Below are 18524 nucleotides of genomic sequence, written 5' to 3'. Positions count from 1 at the left end.
GGCTGGGATTGTCAACGATGGCACCCCCCAAAAACATAGTCCTAAGTGAGGCATCATGGAACGCGCAGAGATTCATCGGCGGTCCCTTACTAATCTTCTTTTCGGCACGCTGTTCACCCTGATTTTCGTGCTGGCCTTGGCGCCACCGCTGTACATTGCACTTTCTGAAGAACACGCGCTGGTTGCCGGTGTCCCCGGCTCCATCTGGTATCTCCTCTTGGTTTCAGCCGCACCCATCTTGGTGGCTTACGGCCTGTGGCGCGTTGAGGGACGACGGGGGGAGTTGGACTGATGCTTATCACTTTCGGAGTCCTCGCCGCGTTCTTTATGCTTATCGTCCTCGTGCTCCATAAGACCAAACATGGCCGCAGCGTCTCAAGCTTCAGCAGCTACGCGGTGGGCGAAAGATCGTTCTCCAGCTGGTTCGTGTCAATGGCTTACACCAATTCGTGGTGGCCCGGCTCCACATTCACTGCGGTCTTCGGCTTTGCCGTCATCAGTGGTGTCATTGGACTCTATTTCCTCGTCTACTCCACCTTGGGCGTTCTCGCCATGTACTTCATAGCTCGACCAGTGTGGAAATGGGGCAAACAGTTCGACCTGCGTACCCAGTCAGACCTGCTGTCGCTGCGCTATAACAGCCCTGGCCTGAAACTGCTTAGCAGCGCTATCAGCGTTGTGGCGCTTCTTCCCTGGCTCATCCTCGGACTCATTGCCATGGGTGCGGTCATCCAATGGGCTTCTCTAGGAAACCTGTCCTTCGAAGTCTCGATTCTGATCGGCATCGCAGTGCTCGTGGTTCGCCAGTTCTGGACTGTGCAAATGGGCATGCGTGGACTGATCGTCACCGATATGGTTCAGGGGATCGTGGCATACATCGGTTCTGCCGTTCTGTGCTTGGGCCTGCTGATCTTTTACTTCGGCGGCTTCTCCAATCTTGAACAGCTCACCACCGCGCAGCTAAGCCTTCCGGGCTACGGTTCAGAAAGCGGCGAATGGTTCTATTTCGGTATTGTTGCGTCCGGGATCATCGGCAGCTTGTGCTGGCCCATGATTTTCACCCGGATCTATACAGCCGGCAGTGTTCGGGAAGTCAAGAAGGGTTCCCTCCAAGCCATGGTGATCGGGTTTGTTTTCTTTGTGTTGCTTATGGCTGTTGCGCTTTGCGCCGCGCCCATGTCTCTTGCGTCGGCGGATCCGTTGTCGGCATTCTTCGCTCTCACGCAAGACGCGGGCGGAACCTGGCTCCTTGCTTTTGCCCTGCTCATCGTTTTTGCGGCCAGCATGGGATTTGTTGACGGGGTCACACAGTCTCTTGGAACGCAGGTCGCCAACGACATAGTGGGCGTGATTCGGCCTCTGAGCGATAAGCAGGAACTCTATCTGGCCAAAGGGTCCATGGCTGGCGCAGCCATCATTGCAGCAGTCATCGCAAATCAAATTTACGGGTGGTCAAACCTGGCCGGAGTGGCCCAGCTTGCCTACCAGGCGATCATCCAGCTGGCTGTACCGATCTTCGGTGGACTGATCTGGCGCCGAGGCAACAAGGATGGAGCAATTGCTGGGCTTCTCATCGGCACAGTGATAGCCCTGGTGCTGACCATTCCCTACATGGACACGGGAGGCGCAGTTCCATGGCTCGGCGGGTTTGGAGCCGGCTTGGTCGGATTGATCGTCAATCTGATTGTCTACGTCTTGGTCAGTTTCATCCGTAGAAGCAGCGACGCCGAGCTGGCCAGAGTAGACGGTCTCTTTCGTGCCGCCCGAGCCCGTACCGAAGTGCTGGAGGACGCTTCTGTGTTGACGGATGCGAAATCAGTACCCAGCCAAGAACCAGCATGACCTCCCGTGTAAGGCTCGAGCAACTGCCTCTGGCCAACCGGTCTGACAATAGGAAAGAAAGTAGTACGCACATGAGCAAGATCGAACAGACCGTTAGCATCCCGCACCTTGGCGGATCAGTGGTTGGATACACGCTGAGTGGCCGATACAACCCGGATCTCCCCACATTGGTGCTGATCAATTCCTACACCACATCGGCTGAACTCTATAGGCCCCAGTTCGCCAACACTGCCCTGACAGCGGCCGTAAACCTTCTGGCACTTGAACCGTACGGTCACGGCCGTACAAGAGCGGCCTACCAGCACTTCACGTACTGGGACAGCGCAGTTGCCAACCTGCAGGCCCTTGCCGCTTTGGGTATCGACCAGGCCTTTGTACTGGGGACCTCACAGGGAGGATGGATAGCGGCGCGCATGGCGTTGTTGGCGCCGGAAGTAGTCCGGGGAATCATTCCGCTGGGTTCGTCCATGGATTCGGAGACCCTCCAGAGCCGGCAGCTCGGATGTTGGGATGCCCTGGAATTCTGCACACCCTTCATTGAAGCCTTCGCAGATCCGGTACCGGACGAATGGGTGGTACCGGAGCAGTTTGTCGAGGACACCTTTGACGCGGCTCTGGGCGGACTCTCACCTGACGAACGCGAATTCTGGCTAGCTACCTACCGTACCAACTACTCCGGAGACGGCGGTCGCCGACGGCTGTTGCTCAGCACCATTAACCTCAGGGACCGCGACGGGCTTCATGGACGGCTGCACGACATTACCTCACCCGTGCTGTGGCTGCACGGCTCAGAGGACAAGGTCTATTCCGTGGCCAACGCAGAAAAAGAAATACTCATGTTCACTGGTTCGCCGGAGGTCCGGCTGGAGGTCATCGAAGGCGGCCATCACTTCCTGAGTGCTTCAAAGCCCGCAGAGGTTGACTCGGCAGTTCTTGAGTTCATCACAAGTTGGTCCTAATACACATCAGTGGGCCAGGTCTTGAGGCCGGGCCCACTGATGTAATTTGCATCAAAAGATGGCCGTTAGGCAGCTTCAATCCTGACTGTCCGGTACGAATTGACAGTCGGAGGAGTCAGTGGCCGCCACGGAAATCGGATCGAAGATCATGGAAACCAATATTAAAATCCCGGATGTGCACCCAGCGGGGGACTACCACGTTTGCAGATTGGGCTATGACGATTGGGTGCATCTCAACAAGGGGGACAGGGTGCTCGTCCAAGTACCTGGGTCTCCAATCCTAAGAGCCACCGTCGACGATATAGGTGATGATGCCTCCTATTTCTGGTTATGGATCGACGGGTACGGCCGCAAGATGACCTTTGATGGCGACAGTTCAACGATTTTCAAGTTGACTGAATCGCCCCGGTAAACCGGCGTCTCCGTGCTTGGGCTGCCAAGTGCCTGGACTACCTAGGAATGGCGCTGTAGCCAGCAGGGATGCCAAGCCGCGAGAGCTGGTCATCATTCCGCCCCAGTCTGCGCCACCGGCACCCCCGCCACTGAGGCCAGAGCGATCGACCGAATTGACGCCGATCACAAGAATCTCTTCAGCAATTGGTGCTGCAGTCCCGAGAAACCGAAGGAGCTAGCGATGACTGAGACCGAGGAAACCGTGGGCACGCCCACATTGCAGGAACTTCTACGTGATTCGCCTAAGAATTGGGGGAAGTGGGGACCCGAGGATGAAGTCGGTTCCTTGAATTACCTTACAGTCGAAGAAGCTCAGCGCGGTGCGGCGGAAATCCGTACAGGGAAGAGTTTTACTCTGGCCATTCCAATTGGCAATCCAGAAGGCGATCCGATCTGGCCCGGGCGAAAGACCGCAGTGAGGACTAACGTCATGGACCGGGGAAATTTTCTCTGTGGGACAGGCCCTAGCTTCAATGGTGATCTTGAATACGCCGATGATGTGATCACCATGTATCTTCAGGGAACCAGTCAGTACGACGCGTTGGGGCATATGTGGTACGGCGAAAAAATTTACAATGGGTATGCCGCAGAGACAACAATCGGGAGCCTGAAGAAGGCCAGCATCTTCCCGATAGCAGAACGCGGAATCGTGGGAAGGGGCATCCTCATCGACATGGCGCGCTTTCGGGGCAAAGCGGCCCTGGAAAGAGGCGAAACTTTCTCCCATGAGGACCTGGTGGCTGCTGCGTCAGCACAGGGTGTCACCATCCATAAACGCGACATACTACTTATTCGCACAGGCTGGGTCGGCTCCTATTACAAAACGGAGGAAACGGAGTTCTACCGCGACTTCCTAGAACCTGGCCTGACCTACTCCCCGCAGCTAGTGGAGTGGTTCCGAGATATGGAAATACCCAACCTAGTCACTGATACCATCGGCAACGAGGTCACCCGCGACCCGGTCAGCGGAGTTGACCTTCCACTGCACAACGCGCTCATGCGTAACCTGGGCATCGCATTTACGGAGATTATCGCCTTGGATAAACTTGCCGACGATTGCTCCTCTGACGGGCAATGGACTTTCCTCTACACTGCGGCTCCTATGAAGATTGTTGGCGGCTCGGGCGCACCGGTTAACCCGGTCGTTATTAAGTAGCTCGTCTACCAGCGTTGTGGCCGCGCTCAAAGGGGGCCGCCCGACGCAGAGCCAGAGACTGAGTCTGCGTGATCTGCTAGCGCCGATAATTGGACGTTCTGTCTTGGGAGTGGCCGTAAGGGGCTTGGTCATGTTCTTCGGTGCCGTCTCGGCCATGTACTTGATGAAGGAGGTGCTCCCACTGTGTCGAGTTATTCATCGTTCTGGCGGGTCGAGTTCCGTCTCGTTTCGAGTTGTTCGACCGACCGGCGGGAGTCCTGCTTTGGGCCTCGGGGGCTCATCCTGACCGGAGGCTTCACGTGTACTGAGAGGTGCCATCCAGCAGGCGATCTGCAGAGGCGGTAGCGCCCATTCCCGGCGCAGGCTATGAATGCGCAGGGACGCATCGAGTCCCCGTTTTCGGTGCTCGATCGAGGCAAAAAGGAAGTGTGGACATTGTCCACACTTTCCACCTCGGACTGCCTCGGGCTGCCTCGTACTGCCGCCGAACTGCCCCGGATTCCGCATGTTCCGCCACTTCCCGCTGTTCCCAACCCGGAATCCCGTTCGAGTCCCACTTCGGGCACGGCATACCCCCTCGTCAGAGGGGTTTTTGCTTTAACCTGCGCACATTGGTGAGGTCCCTCTCACACTGGCCGCGGGCGGTGCGTCTGCGGACAATTAGCGCAGATGAATCCGGGCGGCGGGAAGCGGGGTACCCAAGGATCCCACCACTCCAGGGCGCCGCCCCCAAGGACGTGAGGTGATGCGTCTCGAGATCACTGAGTGCGGGTTTGCGTGGAATCCGGTGGACGTATTACTGTCTTGCTACTGCAACCGGCATGGGCGACAGAAGCCCGGAGAGGAGGAGCGCATCACCGCTGACCAATCCAAGCACCACGTCCCATTCCCGTTGAAAGCCCCTCCTGAGGGGCTTTCCCTATGTCTGGTAGCAATTCAAGGGCGAGGGGCGTCGTAAGCATGCTTATGATATTTGGTAGTTTGGACGTCCCGACAGATTCGGTCGGGGTTTTCGTTCTCCGTCGTTGTGAGGAGTAGCCCATGGTGAGATTTCGGCCCTTGGCCCGCATTGCCTCGGTTTTGACCACTCCGCTTGCCCCGGAGGACGTTCTTGCGCTGTTCAACCCGGTCTATTCGTCTCGGCAGTTGCGTGGAGTCGTCACTGAGGTAGTCCAGGAAACGGCACAATCAGCCACCATCTTCTTCCGGCCTGGTCGCGGCTGGCACGCCCACCTCGCCGGTCAGTGGGCGAGGATAGGTGTAGAGCTCAACGGAGTCCGCCAATGGCGGTCCTATTCACTGAGTGCTCCGGCCGGCAAGGATCCGGCCATTACTGTCACTGACGTGGGATCCGTGTCCGGGACCTTGGTCCGGAAGACCAAGGTTGGTGACGTCCTCTTCTTGGCTCCACCTCAGGGCGACTTTGTCCTCCCGGAGCACCCCCGATCACTCCTAATGCTCACTGCGGGAAGCGGCATCACACCCGTAATGTCGATGATTCGGACCCTTGTCCCAAGCCGCCCCGACGCAGACGTTGTGCTGATCCATTCCTCCCGCGACGAAGCCGACAGTATCTTCCGTGAGGAACTGGCTGAACTTGCTGATCAATTTCCCAATTTCCGCCTCGTGCAGTGGCACACCAACGGCCGTGGCCGCATGAATTTCACGTCCACGGCCGTCCTGGAAGAGGTCTGCCCGGACTGGCGGAACAGGGCAGCGTATGCGTGCGGCCCTGAGTCTTTCCTGAATGACGCAGAAGCTATGTGGAACCAGGCTGCGTTGACTGCTGCCGCCACTTCAGGGAAGGAAGCCAATGGTGGAACAGGGCACGGCTCGCTCACTATCGAACGATTTAGCACCGAGCTCCTGGGAGGCGACGGTAGTGAAGGCGGCGTGGTCACGTTCGAAGCTTCTGACCGCGAGGTACTAGCCGACGGCGGGGTCCCCATCCTCGACGTCGGTGAGGACGCAGGGGTGCTGATGCCCAGCGGCTGCCGCATGGGTATTTGTCACAGCTGCCTGACTCCGTTGCTCGCCGGAAGGGTCCGCGACCTGCGCACCGGCGAGATCCATGGGGCGCCCGGGGAACTCATCCAAACCTGTGTCTCGGCAGCCGCCGGGCCAGTCAACCTCGAAATCTGAGGAGCACAACCGCATGTCAGTAGTTTCAACCAAAAGCTCCGCCGCCGGCGTCGGACCCAAGACACGGCCTGGTGCCCTTGCCGATGCGGGCAGGCCCACGGTGCGGCCACCGGCGGCCGCGCACCTGAGCGACGAGCAAGTGGCCCAACTGGGCCGTGAGCTCGATGCGCTCCGCGACGAAATCCTTGCCAAGCGAGGCTCTAGCGACGCCGCCTATATCAGGCGAATGATCAAGATTCAGCGTGGGTTGGAAATCTCTGGTCGTGCCGCACTGCTGGTAGGCAGGAACAAGGCGGCCTGGTTCACCGGCACGACGCTCCTCAGCGTGGCAAAAATCCTGGAGAATATGGAACTTGGGCACAACATCCTCCACGGCCAGTGGGACTGGATGCGTGACCCGGACATCCACTCCACCACGTGGGAGTGGGACTTCGTTACCCCGTCGCGGTCGTGGCAGCACACGCACAATGACCTTCACCACCGCTGGACCAACGTGGTTGGCAAGGACCGCGACGTCGGTTACAACCTTTTGCGCATGGACCCCGATCAGGAGTGGAAACCCTTCAACCTGGGCAATCCGCTCTACAACGCCCTGCTCGCGCCCGTTTTCGAATGGGGTATAGCCATCTACGACCTGGAGATCCCCGAGTACAAAGAAGGCCTGAAGTCGAAGGAGGCCATGAACAAGGACCTCAAAGCGCTGGGTCGGAAGGCGCTCAAACAGTTCGCCAAGGACTATGCAGCCACTCCAGCCCTGGCCATGCTGTCGGGTTCAGGGAAGCAAGCCCTCTACGGCACGCTCGCTGCCAATGCCATCCGCAACGTCTGGGCCCATGCGGTCATTTTTTGCGGCCACTTTCCCGAAGGAACGGACACGTTCACCGAAGAGATGGTGGAAGGCGAAACCCGCGGTGACTGGTATGTCCGTCAGATGATCGGGTCCGCCAACATCTCGGGCCCCAGGTTCATGCACCTCATGACAGGGAACCTGTCGCACCAGATCGAGCACCACCTCTTCCCCGACCTTCCCTCCAACCGGTACGCCGAGATCGCACCCAAGGTCCGCGACATCTGCGGACGTTACGGCCTCAAGTACACCACCGGACCGTTGCTGAAACAGGTGGGCTCAGCGTGGGCTAAAGTCTTCAAGCTCGCTCTGCCTTAGCTCTGCCGCTTTAGCGCCCGTCCCAGGCGTGCAGCCGCTTCCTCAAGCTTTGCGGCGGGAACGTCACCGTACGCCAGGCGCAGGTGCCGATCAGCGTCAGTGCCGGGTCCTGAGGGGAAGAACGAACCCCGTTGGTACTCCACGCCTTCGGCGCTGGCATCGGCCGCCAGTTGGTCCGGGTCCACCGAAGAATCTGCCAGCTTCGGCCAGAGGAACAGCCCGCCGTCGGGAAGGACGGTCTCGAACGCGCCCGGCGCTTCGCGATGCAGCGCGGTGACAAGCGTTTCAGCACGGCTTCGATACAAACCACGGGCGCGGTCCAGGGTGACGTCGAAGATCCCGGGATCGGACGCTACCAGCTCACCGATGATCGCTTGAACCAGTGTGGAGCTGTGCGAGTCCTGCCTGCTGCGCAATGCCACGAGGTCGCGGGACAGGCGCTCGGGTGCCACGGTCCAACCGAGGCGCAGCCCTGGCCCCAGGGTTTTGGTGAACGTGTTGATGTGGAGGACATGATCGGAGTTGTTGAATTCCTCCACGCTCTCCTGCTCACCGGCGAAGCGAAGTTCGCGGTACGGGTTGTCGGCCAGGATCACGAAGCCATAGTGCTCGGCCAGCCGGACCAGTTCCTTCCTGGCCTCTGCGGGCAGGGTGCCCTGCGAAGGATTGTGGAAGTCAGGCACCGTGTAGAGCGCTGACGGGCGGGCGCCTGTGCGCAGCTGGTCCGAGAGGTGATCGACGTCGAGGCCGTGGGGTCCCACGAAGATCGGGAGGGTCCGGGCATCAGACAACTGAAGTCCCCGGAGGAACAACGGGAAGATCGGGTTGTCCACCGCCACCAGGTCGCCGCGCTCCACCACGGATTGGATGGCCAAGGCGAGTCCGTGAAAGCCGCCGTTGGTGATCAGGATCCGGTCCACCGGGACACCTTCACGTTCGGCGATCCACTCACGCAGAGGCGAGATGCCTTCCGTTCGTGAGTATTGGAGTGCCGGGACGCCGGGCTTCGCCAGCACTCGGGCGGTAGCGGCGGCCAGTTCCTCGGTGGGGAGCACGCTGGGGTCGGGGATGCCGCCCAGGAGTTCGATAGCGTCTTCCCTACGGTCCCGCAGTGTCTGGTCACCGAATCCCTTCGGCGCGGTAAAGGCCTCGATCAGCGCGGGACGGCGGGTGGTTGTCAGGGTCTGGGTGGTCATGCTGTGGCCTTTGCTAGTTGTTTGGCTTCCGTGGCAAACCCGCCAAGCGAAGCTGCGGGAGTGGCCAAGGGGATCGAGTCAAGGAGTGCACGGGTGTAGGGGTGTTGTGGTCGCGAGAAGATGTCCTCCACAGCCCCGTCTTCCACTACCTGCCCTTTGCGAAGGACAGAAACGGTGTCAGCCACCTGCCTTACCAGGGCCAGATCGTGCGAGACGAACAGGTAGGTGAGGTCCAGTTCGCGTTGGAGTTTGGACAGAAGCTCAAGGATTCCTGCCTGGACGCTCACATCCAGTGCGGATGTGGGCTCATCCAGAACCACGACGTCGGGCCTCACCACCAGCGCGCGGGCAATGGCCACCCGCTGACGCTGGCCACCAGACAGGTTCGCAGGTCGCCGCGATGCGATATCGGCAGGCAGCCCCACGGACGCCAAGGCTTCTTGCACTCGTTGGGCGCGCTCGGGCTTGGTGCCTACTCCGAACTGGTCCAACGGTTCGCGGATGATCCTGCCTACCCGCCAGGTGGGGTCCAGAGACGTGAAAGGGTTTTGGTAGACCAGTTGAAGGTGCCTGCGGATGTCGCGCACTTCCGCGCGGGACCTGCCCGACGTCGATTGGCCGGCAACCGAGATCTGTCCACCGTCCGGGTGTTCGAGGCCAAGCAGCAACCGCACCGCAGTGGTCTTGCCGGAGCCGGATTCGCCGACGAGGGCGTGCGTCCGTCCGCGCTCGACGGAGAATGACACGCCGTCGCAGGCAAGGACGTCTTTGCCGCCTGCGGAGAAGCGCTTGGTCACGCCCTGGACATCAATTTGGAGTCCCGGTGACGGTGCGGCAACAGCCCCGGTGCGGGAGGCGCCGTCGTGCGCGCCTTGAAAGGCGATGCGCTGGTCCCGGTACCGATCCGGATGGAGCGCGGGGACGTCCGCCTGAAGGCTGCGGGCGTAGTCCGTTTTGGGTGAAGCGAAAACGTCCCGCGAGGACCCACTTTCCTGTACCGCGCCGTCCTTCAGCACCACCAGGGAATCGGCGCGTTCGGCCGCGACGGCGAGGTCGTGGGTAATGAGGAGCAGGCTGATGTCCAACTCCTGGCGGAGCTCGGTGAGCATGTCCACGATCAGCTTTTGTACTGTCACATCCAAGGCTGACGTGGGTTCGTCAGCCACGATCAGTGACGGCCGGGGAAGTACGGTGAGCGCGATCAGCACGCGTTGGAGCATGCCGCCCGAGAGTTGGTGCGGGTAGGAGTCGTACACCCTGATCGGGTCGGGCAGGCCCACTTGCTCCAGCACGTCCAGGATCTTGCCACGGCGAACTGACGGGTCGGTTTCGCCGAGCAGCGCCGCAGCTTCCTGTGCCTGCGCGCCGATGGTCCGGACCGGGTTCAGCGCGGAGGCGGGGTCCTGCGGGATAAACCCGAGCTCCCGGCCTCGCAGGGGACGGAACTGTTTTTCGGGCAGGGCCAGTATGTCCTGACCGTTCAGTGTCACACGGCCCGTCGCCGTCGCCTCACCGTGGGGGAGCAGGCGCAGGACGGCTTTGGCGATGGTCGACTTCCCCGAGCCGGATTCGCCGATCAGCGCCAGGCTCTCGCCTTTGGCAACGGAAAACGAGACGCCATGGACGACGGCGGTGGGACCGTAGGCGATCGACAAGCCTTCCACCGTGAGTAGGTCAGCTGACACGTCGGTGTCCTTTCGAATTTTCACTTGGCGTTTCGCAGCCAGCGGCTGATGCGGTTCACGGACAGGACGGTGATCACGATGACCAGAGCGGGCGCGTACACGAGCCATGGGGCAGTGACGTAGGTTTTGCCCGAAGCAACCAGGAGTCCCCAGTCCGAGGCCGGGGGTGGATCGCCGTAGCCGAGGAAGGCCAGGGAGGCGATGATCAGGATGGACGTGCCGAACTGCAGGACAGCCAGGACCAGCACCGAGCGGTACGCGTTGGGAAGGACATGTCCCAGCAGTGCGTGCAGGCGGGTTCCGCCCTCGAGGTAGGACGCTTCAACATAGGTGGCGCTGCGGACCCGCATCACTTCAGCCCGCATCAGCCGGGCAAAGACCGCGACGGCGGACACTCCGGTGGCGATCGCGGCGTTGATGGTCTGGAAACCCAGCGAGCTGACGATGACCACGGCCAGGAGGAAGCCGGGGATGGCCAGCAGGACGTCCACGAAACGGCCCAGGACGGCATCCACCCAGCCGCCGCGGAACCCGCTGGCCAGGCCAATGATGCTGCCGATCACCAGACCGATGAGTACGGCTACCAGGGCGCTTGTCACCGAGGATGCGGTTCCGTGGACTACCCGGGCGTATTGATCGCGACCCAGGTAGTCGGTGCCGAACCAGTGGGCGGCGCTCGGTGCGGCCAGTTTGCTGGCGGTGTCGCCAGTCACGGGGCTTAGGGACGTGAAGAGGCCCGGGACCAGTGACCAGAGGATGACCACCAGGACAACGGCGAAGGACAGGAGGACGGTTGCCGGCGGCAGGCCAGTGGTGAGTTTCCTCGGCGCCGATCCGACGTTGCGGAGCTGAGTGTTGCTGAGGATGGCAGTCATGCCCCCACCTTTTCCTTGAATTTGGTCTCCCGGAGTTTGACGCGAGGGTCCAGCAGCGGCGAGGCAAGGTCCGCCACCAGGTTCACGGCAACAAAGACCACGGCTGACAGGGAAACGATCGCTTGGAGGACGGGTTGATCCTCACCGGTCACGGCCTTTTGGACCACTGTGCCGATTCCATCCCGGCCGAAGATGGTCTCCGTAATCACTGAACCGCCCAGCAGTTCGCCCACAATGAGTGCCACCATGGCCACCGAAGGCAGGGCCGAGGGCTTCAGGAGATGCTTAGCGAACAACCTGGCCTCGGTCAGTCCGCGTGAACGGGCCACCACGGCGTACTCCTGCCGGGATTCGTGGTCCAGGCTGGCTATCAGGACTTCGGCCAGGGGCGCTGAGACCGGGATGGCCAACGTGATCGCGGCGAATAACGTTGCCACCGGGCTGTTCGGATCGGTAGTGGTGAAGTAGTGCAGCCGGAACGCGAAGAACTCGATCAGTAGCAGGCCGATGACGAAGTTGGGCACCGATAGGAAGAACGACGGTATGGACCGGACGATGGCCGCCCACTTGCCGGGCAGGTACTGGGCTCCGTAGGCAATGGCCACGGCGAAAATGATGGCGATGAACAGAGCCGTTGTTGCCAACGTGAGCGTCGAAGGCAGGGCGTCACCCACCAGTTGGGCCACCGGGAGGTTGGACTGCAGCGAGAATCCCAGTTCACCGGTCAGGAAGCGTCCCAGGGAGAGCAGCAGTTGGATGATCACCGGCTGATCGAGGCCGTAGAAGGCAACGATCCGCTGGATGTCTTCCTCGCTCAGGCCGTGCTGCGGATCCCTGAGGGTGTTGGTGATGGCGTCGCCCGGGAGGACGCTGATGATCAGGAACGTGAACACGTACGCGAGAAGCACGACGACGATCGCCTGGCCTGCGCGCGTCAGGGCAAAGCGCCGGTAGTCGCCTGTCACTGTGAAATCCAGGCGGTGTAGAAGTTTGCGTACGCCAAGCCGTTGTACTGGACGTCCTTGATCTTGGGGCTGATCAGGTAGAGGCGCTGGACCAGCTGGTTAAGGGGGATGAAGTAGCCCTGTTCCAGGACGTATTGCTGCAGTTCGTCGGCCACCTTTTCCCGGGAAGCCCGGTCCGAGGCCGTGGCGATCGCGGTGGAAAGGTCGTTCAACTTCTGGTCACTGGTACCGAGTCCGAACCAGTCTTCGCCCTTGTTCTGGCTGGTCAGGACTCCGGCGACCGTTCCGACGTCGACGAAGCTGCGCGAGGTTTGGAACAGCGGCGGCTTGCTGGCCTGCACGGCCGCGTAGCCGGCGACGTCCACCACCTTGAGATTGACCTTGATGCCCACCTTTTTGAGCTGTTGGGCGATGAGCTCGTCTTCAGCCTTGGTGGAGGGCACGTACGGGTTGGGTGTCAGTGTGAATTCGAGGGTCTTGCCGTGCTTGGAACGGTAACCATCCGAACCGGATGCCCAACCGGCGTCGTCGAGGATTTTGTTGGCTTTGTCGGCGTCGAACGTGAAGGTGTCGCTGAACTCGCCGGCTTCCGGAACGTTGCCCTGGATGAACGTTGTGGCGGCGTTCCAGTCGCTGGTGTAGACGGTCTTGAGGATCTCGTCGCGGTCGATGCCGTGTTGGATGGCCTTGCGGACGGCGGGATCGTTGGTGGGGAAGGCCTGGGTGTTGACCTGGAAACCGTCCACGAAGCCCAGGTAGCGCGGTGTTCCCACCGTGAAGCCCTGGGCTTTGAGCGACTCAATTTCCTGGGGCTCCACGTTGAAGGCAACGTCTGCCTGTCCCGAAATCACCGTCGATGTCCGGACTGAGGTGTCCTTGATGACCTTGTAGGTGATGGTGTCCAGGCGTGCCGGACCGGTATGGCCAAGCGCTGCCGGGCCCCAGTTGTAATCCTTGCGTTTCTCCAGGACGTAGCTGTCGCCTTGCTTCCAGGACTTGACCACGAACGGGCCGCTGCCGATTTCCTGGCTGAGGTCCGCCTGCGCCTCGACCGGGAGCGCCAGGGTTTTCGGGGAGAGCAGGATGCAACCGTGATACGCCAGGGTGGCGACGAATCCCAGTGCGGGGGAGGAGAACGAAACCTTGACCGTGGCTGCGTCAGTGGCTTCGGCCGAGACGAAGTTGGTCGACGGGAATAGGCCCACCTTGCTGACGCCGCGGGTGGGATCGCCCTTCGCCCAGGCGGTGAGGTTGGCGACGACGGCGGCTGCGTCCAGCGGGGTGCCGTCGGAGAATGTCACGCCCTGCTTCAGGTGGATGACGAAATCCTTGGCGCCGTTGAGTTCTTCCCAGCTCTCTGCAACCCACGGGCTCAGTTCGCCCTTTTCATTGACGTACACCAACTTGTCCGTGATCTGGCCCCACAGGTTGCCCTCGTAGCTGGAGATGGAGGTCTTGCTGGAAACCCAGCCGGTGTCGTAGCCCTGGATGAGGAACGTGATGTTGCCGCCATCTACGGGTGTGGTGGAACCGGCGCCTGTGCTGGCGGTTGTGCCGCCGCAGGCCGTGACGAGGGCAGAGGTGGACAGCGCGCCGAGGCCTGTGAGGAAGGCCCTTCTGCGGAACTCAGGGGTGTTGAAGGTATTCATGGGGTTTCTCCTGATGCGTAAGGGGGATTGCTTTGGGTGGTGCTGCGGGCAGGGCGGCTAGATGGCCTTGCCGGGATTGAGGAGTTGCTGGGGGTCGATGGCCGTCTTGATGGCGTGCTGCACCTTGCGGCTGCGCTCTGAGAGTTCCAGTGCTGCCCACTCGCGCTTGATGGTTCCCACGCCGTGTTCGCCGGTGACCGTCCCGCCCAGGGAAAGCGCTACCTTCACCAGTTCAGTGGCAGCTTCGGCGAGGGAGGCAGGCGGGTTGGCTCCGTCGTCGGGCGTTTTGTCCTTGGTGATCAGCGGGTGAAGGTTGCCGTCACCGGCGTGCGATACCGCCGAAATCGCCACGCCGAAACGGGCTTCCAAGGCGGGGAAGGCTGCGTAGACCTTGGGCAGTTGGGACTTGGGCACCGCGATGTCCTCGCCGATATACCACTTGTCCTGCGGGAGGCCGCGGCCGTTGCGGCGCAGTTCCCAAAGCCGCGCGCCGTCGTCGTCGGACTCGACCGTGACGCGGCCGCCGGCAGCGGTGAGCGCTGTGGCGAGGTCGGCGGCTTGGTCGCCGATACCGTAGCCGTCGATTTCAATGAGGATCAGCGCGGTGCCCCTGGTGCGGAGGTCCGTTCCGGAGTGGGCGTCGATGTTGGCCAGGCTTGGGGTGTCGAAGAATTCAATGGCCGCCGGGCGTACAGGTGAGAGGGTGATCGCTGCGAGCCCCTCGGTTCCCTCTGCCGTGCTGTTGAAGAAGGCGGTGACAGTTTTGCGCGCCACGGGGATGGGACGCAGGCGGAGTGTCGCTTTGGTGACAATGCCGAGAATTCCCTCGGAGCCGACAAACAATGACGTCAGATCCAGGCCAGTAACGCCCTTGATGGAGCGGTGGCCGACACTGATGAGGCTACCGTCGGACAGGACGACGTCGAGCGACAGGACCGATTCGCGGGTCACCCCGTATTTGGCGCACCTGAGTCCGCCTGCATTGGTGGCGATATTGCCGCCGATGGAGGATATATCGAAACTAGCCGGATCCGGGGCGTAGAAAAGACCGAATGGTTCAAGATGCTTATTCAAATCCGCATTGATGACACCGGGTTCCACCACCGCCACTTCATCCAAGGGAGAGACCTCAATGATGCGGGTGAGTTTCTCCGTGGAAATAACTATCTGGTCCGTGTGTGCTGTGGCGCCACCCGAAAGGCCCGTTCCGGCACCACGGGGCACTACCGTCACGCCAAGCTCCGCGGCCAGCTTCACGGCCGCCTGGACCTCAGCTGCCGTTGCGGGAAGCACGACGGCGGGACCCGGCTTTCCGCTGGCAGCCGCGGTTTTAGCGGTGGCTGCGTCATGGCTGTAGCGGGTGGTCCCGGTGCCGGGTTCGAGGATCTCAATGCCGTCGACCCTGCGCGTGAGTTCGCGGACGTAGCCCTGGATGGCGATGTGTTCGTGGGTGAGCTGTGTTGTCATGCCGGCGTCTCTCTGTCCGGGTGCATGACAAGGCATTCCTGCGCGAAGCACCCAAAGGCTTTTGATGGAAATCCCGGTCACAATTGACTGGGTCCTCAAAAGCTAGCGGGATTCGGGATTTTCGTGCGAGTTCTTTGAAATGTCGATCAATAGTTCTCAATCCTGGGTAGTAAACCGGACTATTAAGTAAAAGAGTGCAATTTAGCGACACCGTTCTTTTCTTAAGGCGTTGCTTTCCCTGCCAGCGTGGCGAAGATGACGATTGTGGTCTGTTTGTTTCGCCTCGGCGTCGTTCCGAGAACCCCGATGTCGCCGCATTACCGCTGGAGACGTACGTCTTTGTTACGGGGGAGTGACCTACGTAATCTCGAGCATGCATCGGCTCTGAAGAAGAGCACCTCTGCCGCATGAGGATCCCGCACGGACGTTTGCTTTCCCGCGTCCGCTGGATGTCGGCAGATCATTCCCAGCATCCTCACACCATCTCCGTTCATGGCCTGGCGCTTTTGCAGGCCAGCCCTCTCGCAAAGGAATACGTCCGTGTCTTCACCCCAAGACAACTCGTCCACCCGCATCGTCGCTGGTGAGACCGCACCCAAGCCCAAGCGCCGCCGCACAGTTGAGATCGCCCTGGCCGTGGGCTTGGTGTTGCTGATCGGCGCGGGCGCCGCAGTTGCTTCTGCTGTTTCGCAGAACAACCAGGCTGCTCCGGCACCCACCACGTCCCCGGCCGCTGAACTGAAGCTTGGTTACTTCAGCAACGTGACCCACGGCCCGGCGCTGGTAGGTACCAGCAAGGGCCTGATCGCCAATGAACTCGGCGATACCAAGCTCAGCACCCAGGTCTTCAACGCCGGCCCCGCCGCGATCGAAGCCCTGAACGCCGGCGCGATCGACGCCACGTACATCGGCCCGAACCCGGCCATCAACTCCTACGTCAAGAGCAACGGCGAGTCCATCAGCATCATCGCCGGCGCAGCCTCCGGCGGTGCCCAGCTTGTGGTGAAGCCCGAGATTAACTCCGCGCCCGACCTCAAAGGCAAGGTCCTCAGCTCCCCGCAGCTCGGCGGAACGCAGGACGTTGCCCTGCGCGCCTGGCTCGGTGACCAGGGCTTCAAGACCAACACCGATGGCAGCGGTGATGTGAACATCAACCCCACCGAGAACGCCCAGTCGCTGAAGCTCTTCACCGACGGAAAGCTCGACGGCGCGTGGTTGCCGGAGCCGTGGGCCTCCCGTCTGGTGCTCGAAGCCGGGGCGAAGGTCCTGGTGGATGAGAAGGACCTGTGGGAGAACGGTGACTTCACCACCACCATCCTGATCGTGAACAAGAAGTTCGCTGCAGAACACCCCGAAACCGTGAAGGCACTTTTGAAGGGCCACGTGGAATCGGTGAACTGGCTCAACTCCGCTTCCGCTTCGGAGAAGGCCACCACCATCAACGCGGTCCTCAAAGACACGGCAGGCAAGCCGCTTCCGGCCAACGTCATCGAACGCGCGCTGCAGAACATCAACTTCACCACCGACCCGCTCGCCGGAACGTACAACAAGCTCTTCGAAGACGGCGTCAAGGCCGGCACCACCAAGCAGGCCGACATCAACGGCATCTTCGACCTCCGCACCCTGAACGAGGTCGAAGGCAAGAAAACCTCAGCAGCAGGACTCGGCCAGGAGTAGGCGCTGAGTTAAAACGCTGGCGACGGCTAAAAGGTGCCCGGCATGCATGTGCCCGGGCACCTTTCGGCATGCGTGTACGGACGGGGCATGTCAGACTCCTTCAATGATGAGTGAGTTGTGTTCGACGGCGGTGATGGTGCTCTTGTTATTGGCTGATGCTTCGACGGCGTCCAGGACGCGTTGGACCTGCAGCCCGTCTTCGAACGACGGCGAGGGAGCCTCACCGGCGGCGATTGCGGTGAGGAAGTCCCGGATCTGGTGCGTGAACGTGTGTTCCCAACCGATGATGTGACCCTGCGGCCACCACGCTTCGAGATAGGGGTGTTCGGTTTCGTTGACCAGGATCCGGCGGAAACCCTGTTCACGGATAGGCTGAGTGGCGTCCAGGAACTGAAGTTCATTGAGGTTCTCCAGATCGAACGTTAGTGACCCTGCGGTGCCGTAAACCTCGATCTGCAGACTGTTTTTCCGGCCGGTCGCGACCCGGGACGCTTCGATGGAGGCGCCCATGTCACCGGTGAGCCAAAATGTCGCCCACACGGCGTCGTCGACCGTGACATCCTCCAGCCCGCTGGCCGAACCACTCGAACCGGGACGCTGGGAAACGAAAGTCTTCAGCGTCCCTGATGCCTCAAGAGCGGTTTGCCCCGTTAGATACTGGACCTGGTCAATCGCGTGCGAGGCGATGTCACCTAACGCGCCGGAGCCTGCGGTTTCCTTGCGGAGGCGCCAGGTCATGGGGGATTCGGCGTCGGAAAGCCAGTCCTGCAAGTACGCGGCGCGGACGTGCCGAACGGTGCCGAGACGTCCTTCGGCAATGAGCTCGCGGGCCAGAGCCAGGGCGGGCACACAGCGGTAGTTGAACCCGATCATGGACTGCACACCGCGCTCACGCGCGGAGGCGGCCGCGGCAACCATCTGTTCGGCCTCGCCCAGGTTGTTCGCCAGGGGCTTCTCCACCAAGACGTGTTTACCCGCGGCCAAGGCTGCGATGGCGATCTCGGCGTGCATCCAGCCCGGCGCGCAGATATCGACGATGTGGATATCGTCACGTTCAATCACGGAACGCCAATCCGTAGCGGATTCGGCCCAGCCATACTTGGCTGCCGCGTCGGCCACCTGGGTGGCGTCCCGGCCCACGAGCACTTTCTGCTCGAAGGCCGGGACGTCGAAGAAACTGGCCACATTCCGCCACGCATTCGAATGGGCCTTCCCCATGAAGGCGTAGCCTATGGCAGCAACCCCCAATGGGCTTGTATGTTGATTTCCTGATTGTTCTGTCTTCATCAATTT

Annotated in this window: 15 protein-coding genes; 8 read left to right on the top strand and 7 right to left on the bottom strand. The window is 61.1% G+C overall.

Going from position 1 to position 18524, the window contains the following annotated elements:
- Positions 1-55: 55 nt before the first annotated feature.
- The 7 genes from M1D89_RS14130 to M1D89_RS14100 all read left to right on the top strand — a co-directional run bounded on the left by M1D89_RS14130 (position 56) and on the right by M1D89_RS14100 (position 7717).
- On the top strand, positions 56-292 hold the full coding sequence (locus M1D89_RS14130) for a hypothetical protein (protein WP_311212262.1): 237 nt from the start codon (positions 56-58) through the stop codon (positions 290-292).
- On the top strand, positions 292-1842 hold the full coding sequence (locus M1D89_RS14125; RefSeq protein WP_498644385.1) for a sodium:solute symporter family protein: 1551 nt from the start codon (positions 292-294) through the stop codon (positions 1840-1842). Before M1D89_RS14130 ends, M1D89_RS14125 begins: the two co-directional genes overlap by 1 nt.
- Before the next feature lie 71 nt (positions 1843-1913).
- Positions 1914-2801, top strand: coding sequence for an alpha/beta fold hydrolase (locus tag M1D89_RS14120; RefSeq protein ID WP_498644383.1), 888 nt, complete (start codon positions 1914-1916; stop codon positions 2799-2801).
- A 118-nt stretch (positions 2802-2919) separates the two neighbouring features.
- Positions 2920-3213: a hypothetical protein gene (locus tag M1D89_RS14115; protein ID WP_498644381.1), complete on the top strand. Its 294-nt coding sequence runs from the start codon at positions 2920-2922 to the stop codon at positions 3211-3213.
- 222 nt (positions 3214-3435) lie between these two features.
- Positions 3436-4410: a cyclase family protein gene (locus M1D89_RS14110; RefSeq protein WP_498644379.1), complete on the top strand. Its 975-nt coding sequence runs from the start codon at positions 3436-3438 to the stop codon at positions 4408-4410.
- A 1041-nt stretch (positions 4411-5451) separates the two neighbouring features.
- The gene (locus M1D89_RS14105; RefSeq protein ID WP_498644377.1) at positions 5452-6552 is read left to right on the top strand and encodes a ferredoxin reductase; all 1101 of its coding nucleotides are present in this window, start codon (positions 5452-5454) and stop codon (positions 6550-6552) included.
- A gap of 13 nt (positions 6553-6565) precedes the next feature.
- The gene (locus M1D89_RS14100) at positions 6566-7717 is read left to right on the top strand and encodes a fatty acid desaturase family protein (protein WP_498644375.1); all 1152 of its coding nucleotides are present in this window, start codon (positions 6566-6568) and stop codon (positions 7715-7717) included.
- On the opposite strand, the gene M1D89_RS14095 is transcribed toward M1D89_RS14100, so the two are convergent.
- The 6 genes from M1D89_RS14095 to M1D89_RS14070 are packed head-to-tail and all read right to left on the bottom strand — an operon-like array spanning position 7714 to position 15554.
- Complete coding sequence (locus M1D89_RS14095; protein ID WP_498644373.1) at positions 7714-8913, bottom strand: aminotransferase-like domain-containing protein; 1200 nt, start codon at positions 8911-8913, stop codon at positions 7714-7716. The genes M1D89_RS14100 and M1D89_RS14095 overlap by 4 nt on opposite strands.
- On the bottom strand, positions 8910-10598 hold the full coding sequence (locus M1D89_RS14090; protein WP_498644371.1) for an ABC transporter ATP-binding protein: 1689 nt from the start codon (positions 10596-10598) through the stop codon (positions 8910-8912). Before M1D89_RS14090 ends, M1D89_RS14095 begins: the two co-directional genes overlap by 4 nt.
- Positions 10599-10618: 20 nt before the next feature.
- On the bottom strand, positions 10619-11473 hold the full coding sequence (locus tag M1D89_RS14085; protein WP_498644369.1) for an ABC transporter permease: 855 nt from the start codon (positions 11471-11473) through the stop codon (positions 10619-10621).
- Positions 11470-12438 carry an ABC transporter permease gene (locus tag M1D89_RS14080; RefSeq protein WP_498644367.1) on the bottom strand — a complete coding sequence of 323 codons (969 nt, stop codon included), beginning with the start codon at positions 12436-12438 and terminating at the stop codon, positions 11470-11472. Before M1D89_RS14080 ends, M1D89_RS14085 begins: the two co-directional genes overlap by 4 nt.
- On the bottom strand, positions 12435-14087 hold the full coding sequence (locus M1D89_RS14075) for an ABC transporter substrate-binding protein (RefSeq protein WP_498644365.1): 1653 nt from the start codon (positions 14085-14087) through the stop codon (positions 12435-12437). The genes M1D89_RS14080 and M1D89_RS14075 overlap by 4 nt, the downstream gene beginning before the upstream one ends.
- Before the next feature lie 57 nt (positions 14088-14144).
- Positions 14145-15554, bottom strand: a complete 1410-nt coding sequence (locus tag M1D89_RS14070; protein ID WP_498644363.1) for an FAD-binding oxidoreductase — start codon at positions 15552-15554, stop codon at positions 14145-14147.
- Between the two features lie 540 nt (positions 15555-16094).
- Here M1D89_RS14070 and M1D89_RS14065 point away from each other — a divergent pair.
- On the top strand, positions 16095-17231 hold the full coding sequence (locus tag M1D89_RS14065) for an ABC transporter substrate-binding protein (protein WP_498644361.1): 1137 nt from the start codon (positions 16095-16097) through the stop codon (positions 17229-17231).
- 90 nt (positions 17232-17321) lie between these two features.
- On the opposite strand, the gene M1D89_RS14060 is transcribed toward M1D89_RS14065, so the two are convergent.
- Positions 17322-18518, bottom strand: a complete 1197-nt coding sequence (locus M1D89_RS14060) for a Gfo/Idh/MocA family protein (protein ID WP_498644358.1) — start codon at positions 18516-18518, stop codon at positions 17322-17324.
- Positions 18519-18524 lie beyond the last annotated feature (6 nt).

The organism is Arthrobacter sp. D3-18 (assembly GCF_054408525.1).
Note: the sequence above shows the minus strand (reverse complement) of the source record. Positions and strands in the feature narration are given on the sequence as shown.

Coding starts and splice junctions, on each gene's coding strand:
- M1D89_RS14120 (WP_498644383.1), top strand. CDS start 1,914: ATGAGCAAGATCGAACAGACCGTTAGCATCCCGCACCTTGGCGGATCA.
- M1D89_RS14125 (WP_498644385.1), top strand. CDS start 292: ATGCTTATCACTTTCGGAGTCCTCGCCGCGTTCTTTATGCTTATCGTC.
- M1D89_RS14070 (WP_498644363.1), bottom strand. CDS start 15,554: ATGACAACACAGCTCACCCACGAACACATCGCCATCCAGGGCTACGTC.
- M1D89_RS14075 (WP_498644365.1), bottom strand. CDS start 14,087: ATGAATACCTTCAACACCCCTGAGTTCCGCAGAAGGGCCTTCCTCACA.
- M1D89_RS14060 (WP_498644358.1), bottom strand. CDS start 18,518: ATGAAGACAGAACAATCAGGAAATCAACATACAAGCCCATTGGGGGTT.
- M1D89_RS14085 (WP_498644369.1), bottom strand. CDS start 11,473: ATGACTGCCATCCTCAGCAACACTCAGCTCCGCAACGTCGGATCGGCG.
- M1D89_RS14100 (WP_498644375.1), top strand. CDS start 6,566: ATGTCAGTAGTTTCAACCAAAAGCTCCGCCGCCGGCGTCGGACCCAAG.
- M1D89_RS14095 (WP_498644373.1), bottom strand. CDS start 8,913: ATGACCACCCAGACCCTGACAACCACCCGCCGTCCCGCGCTGATCGAG.
- M1D89_RS14130 (WP_311212262.1), top strand. CDS start 56: ATGGAACGCGCAGAGATTCATCGGCGGTCCCTTACTAATCTTCTTTTC.
- M1D89_RS14110 (WP_498644379.1), top strand. CDS start 3,436: ATGACTGAGACCGAGGAAACCGTGGGCACGCCCACATTGCAGGAACTT.
- M1D89_RS14105 (WP_498644377.1), top strand. CDS start 5,452: ATGGTGAGATTTCGGCCCTTGGCCCGCATTGCCTCGGTTTTGACCACT.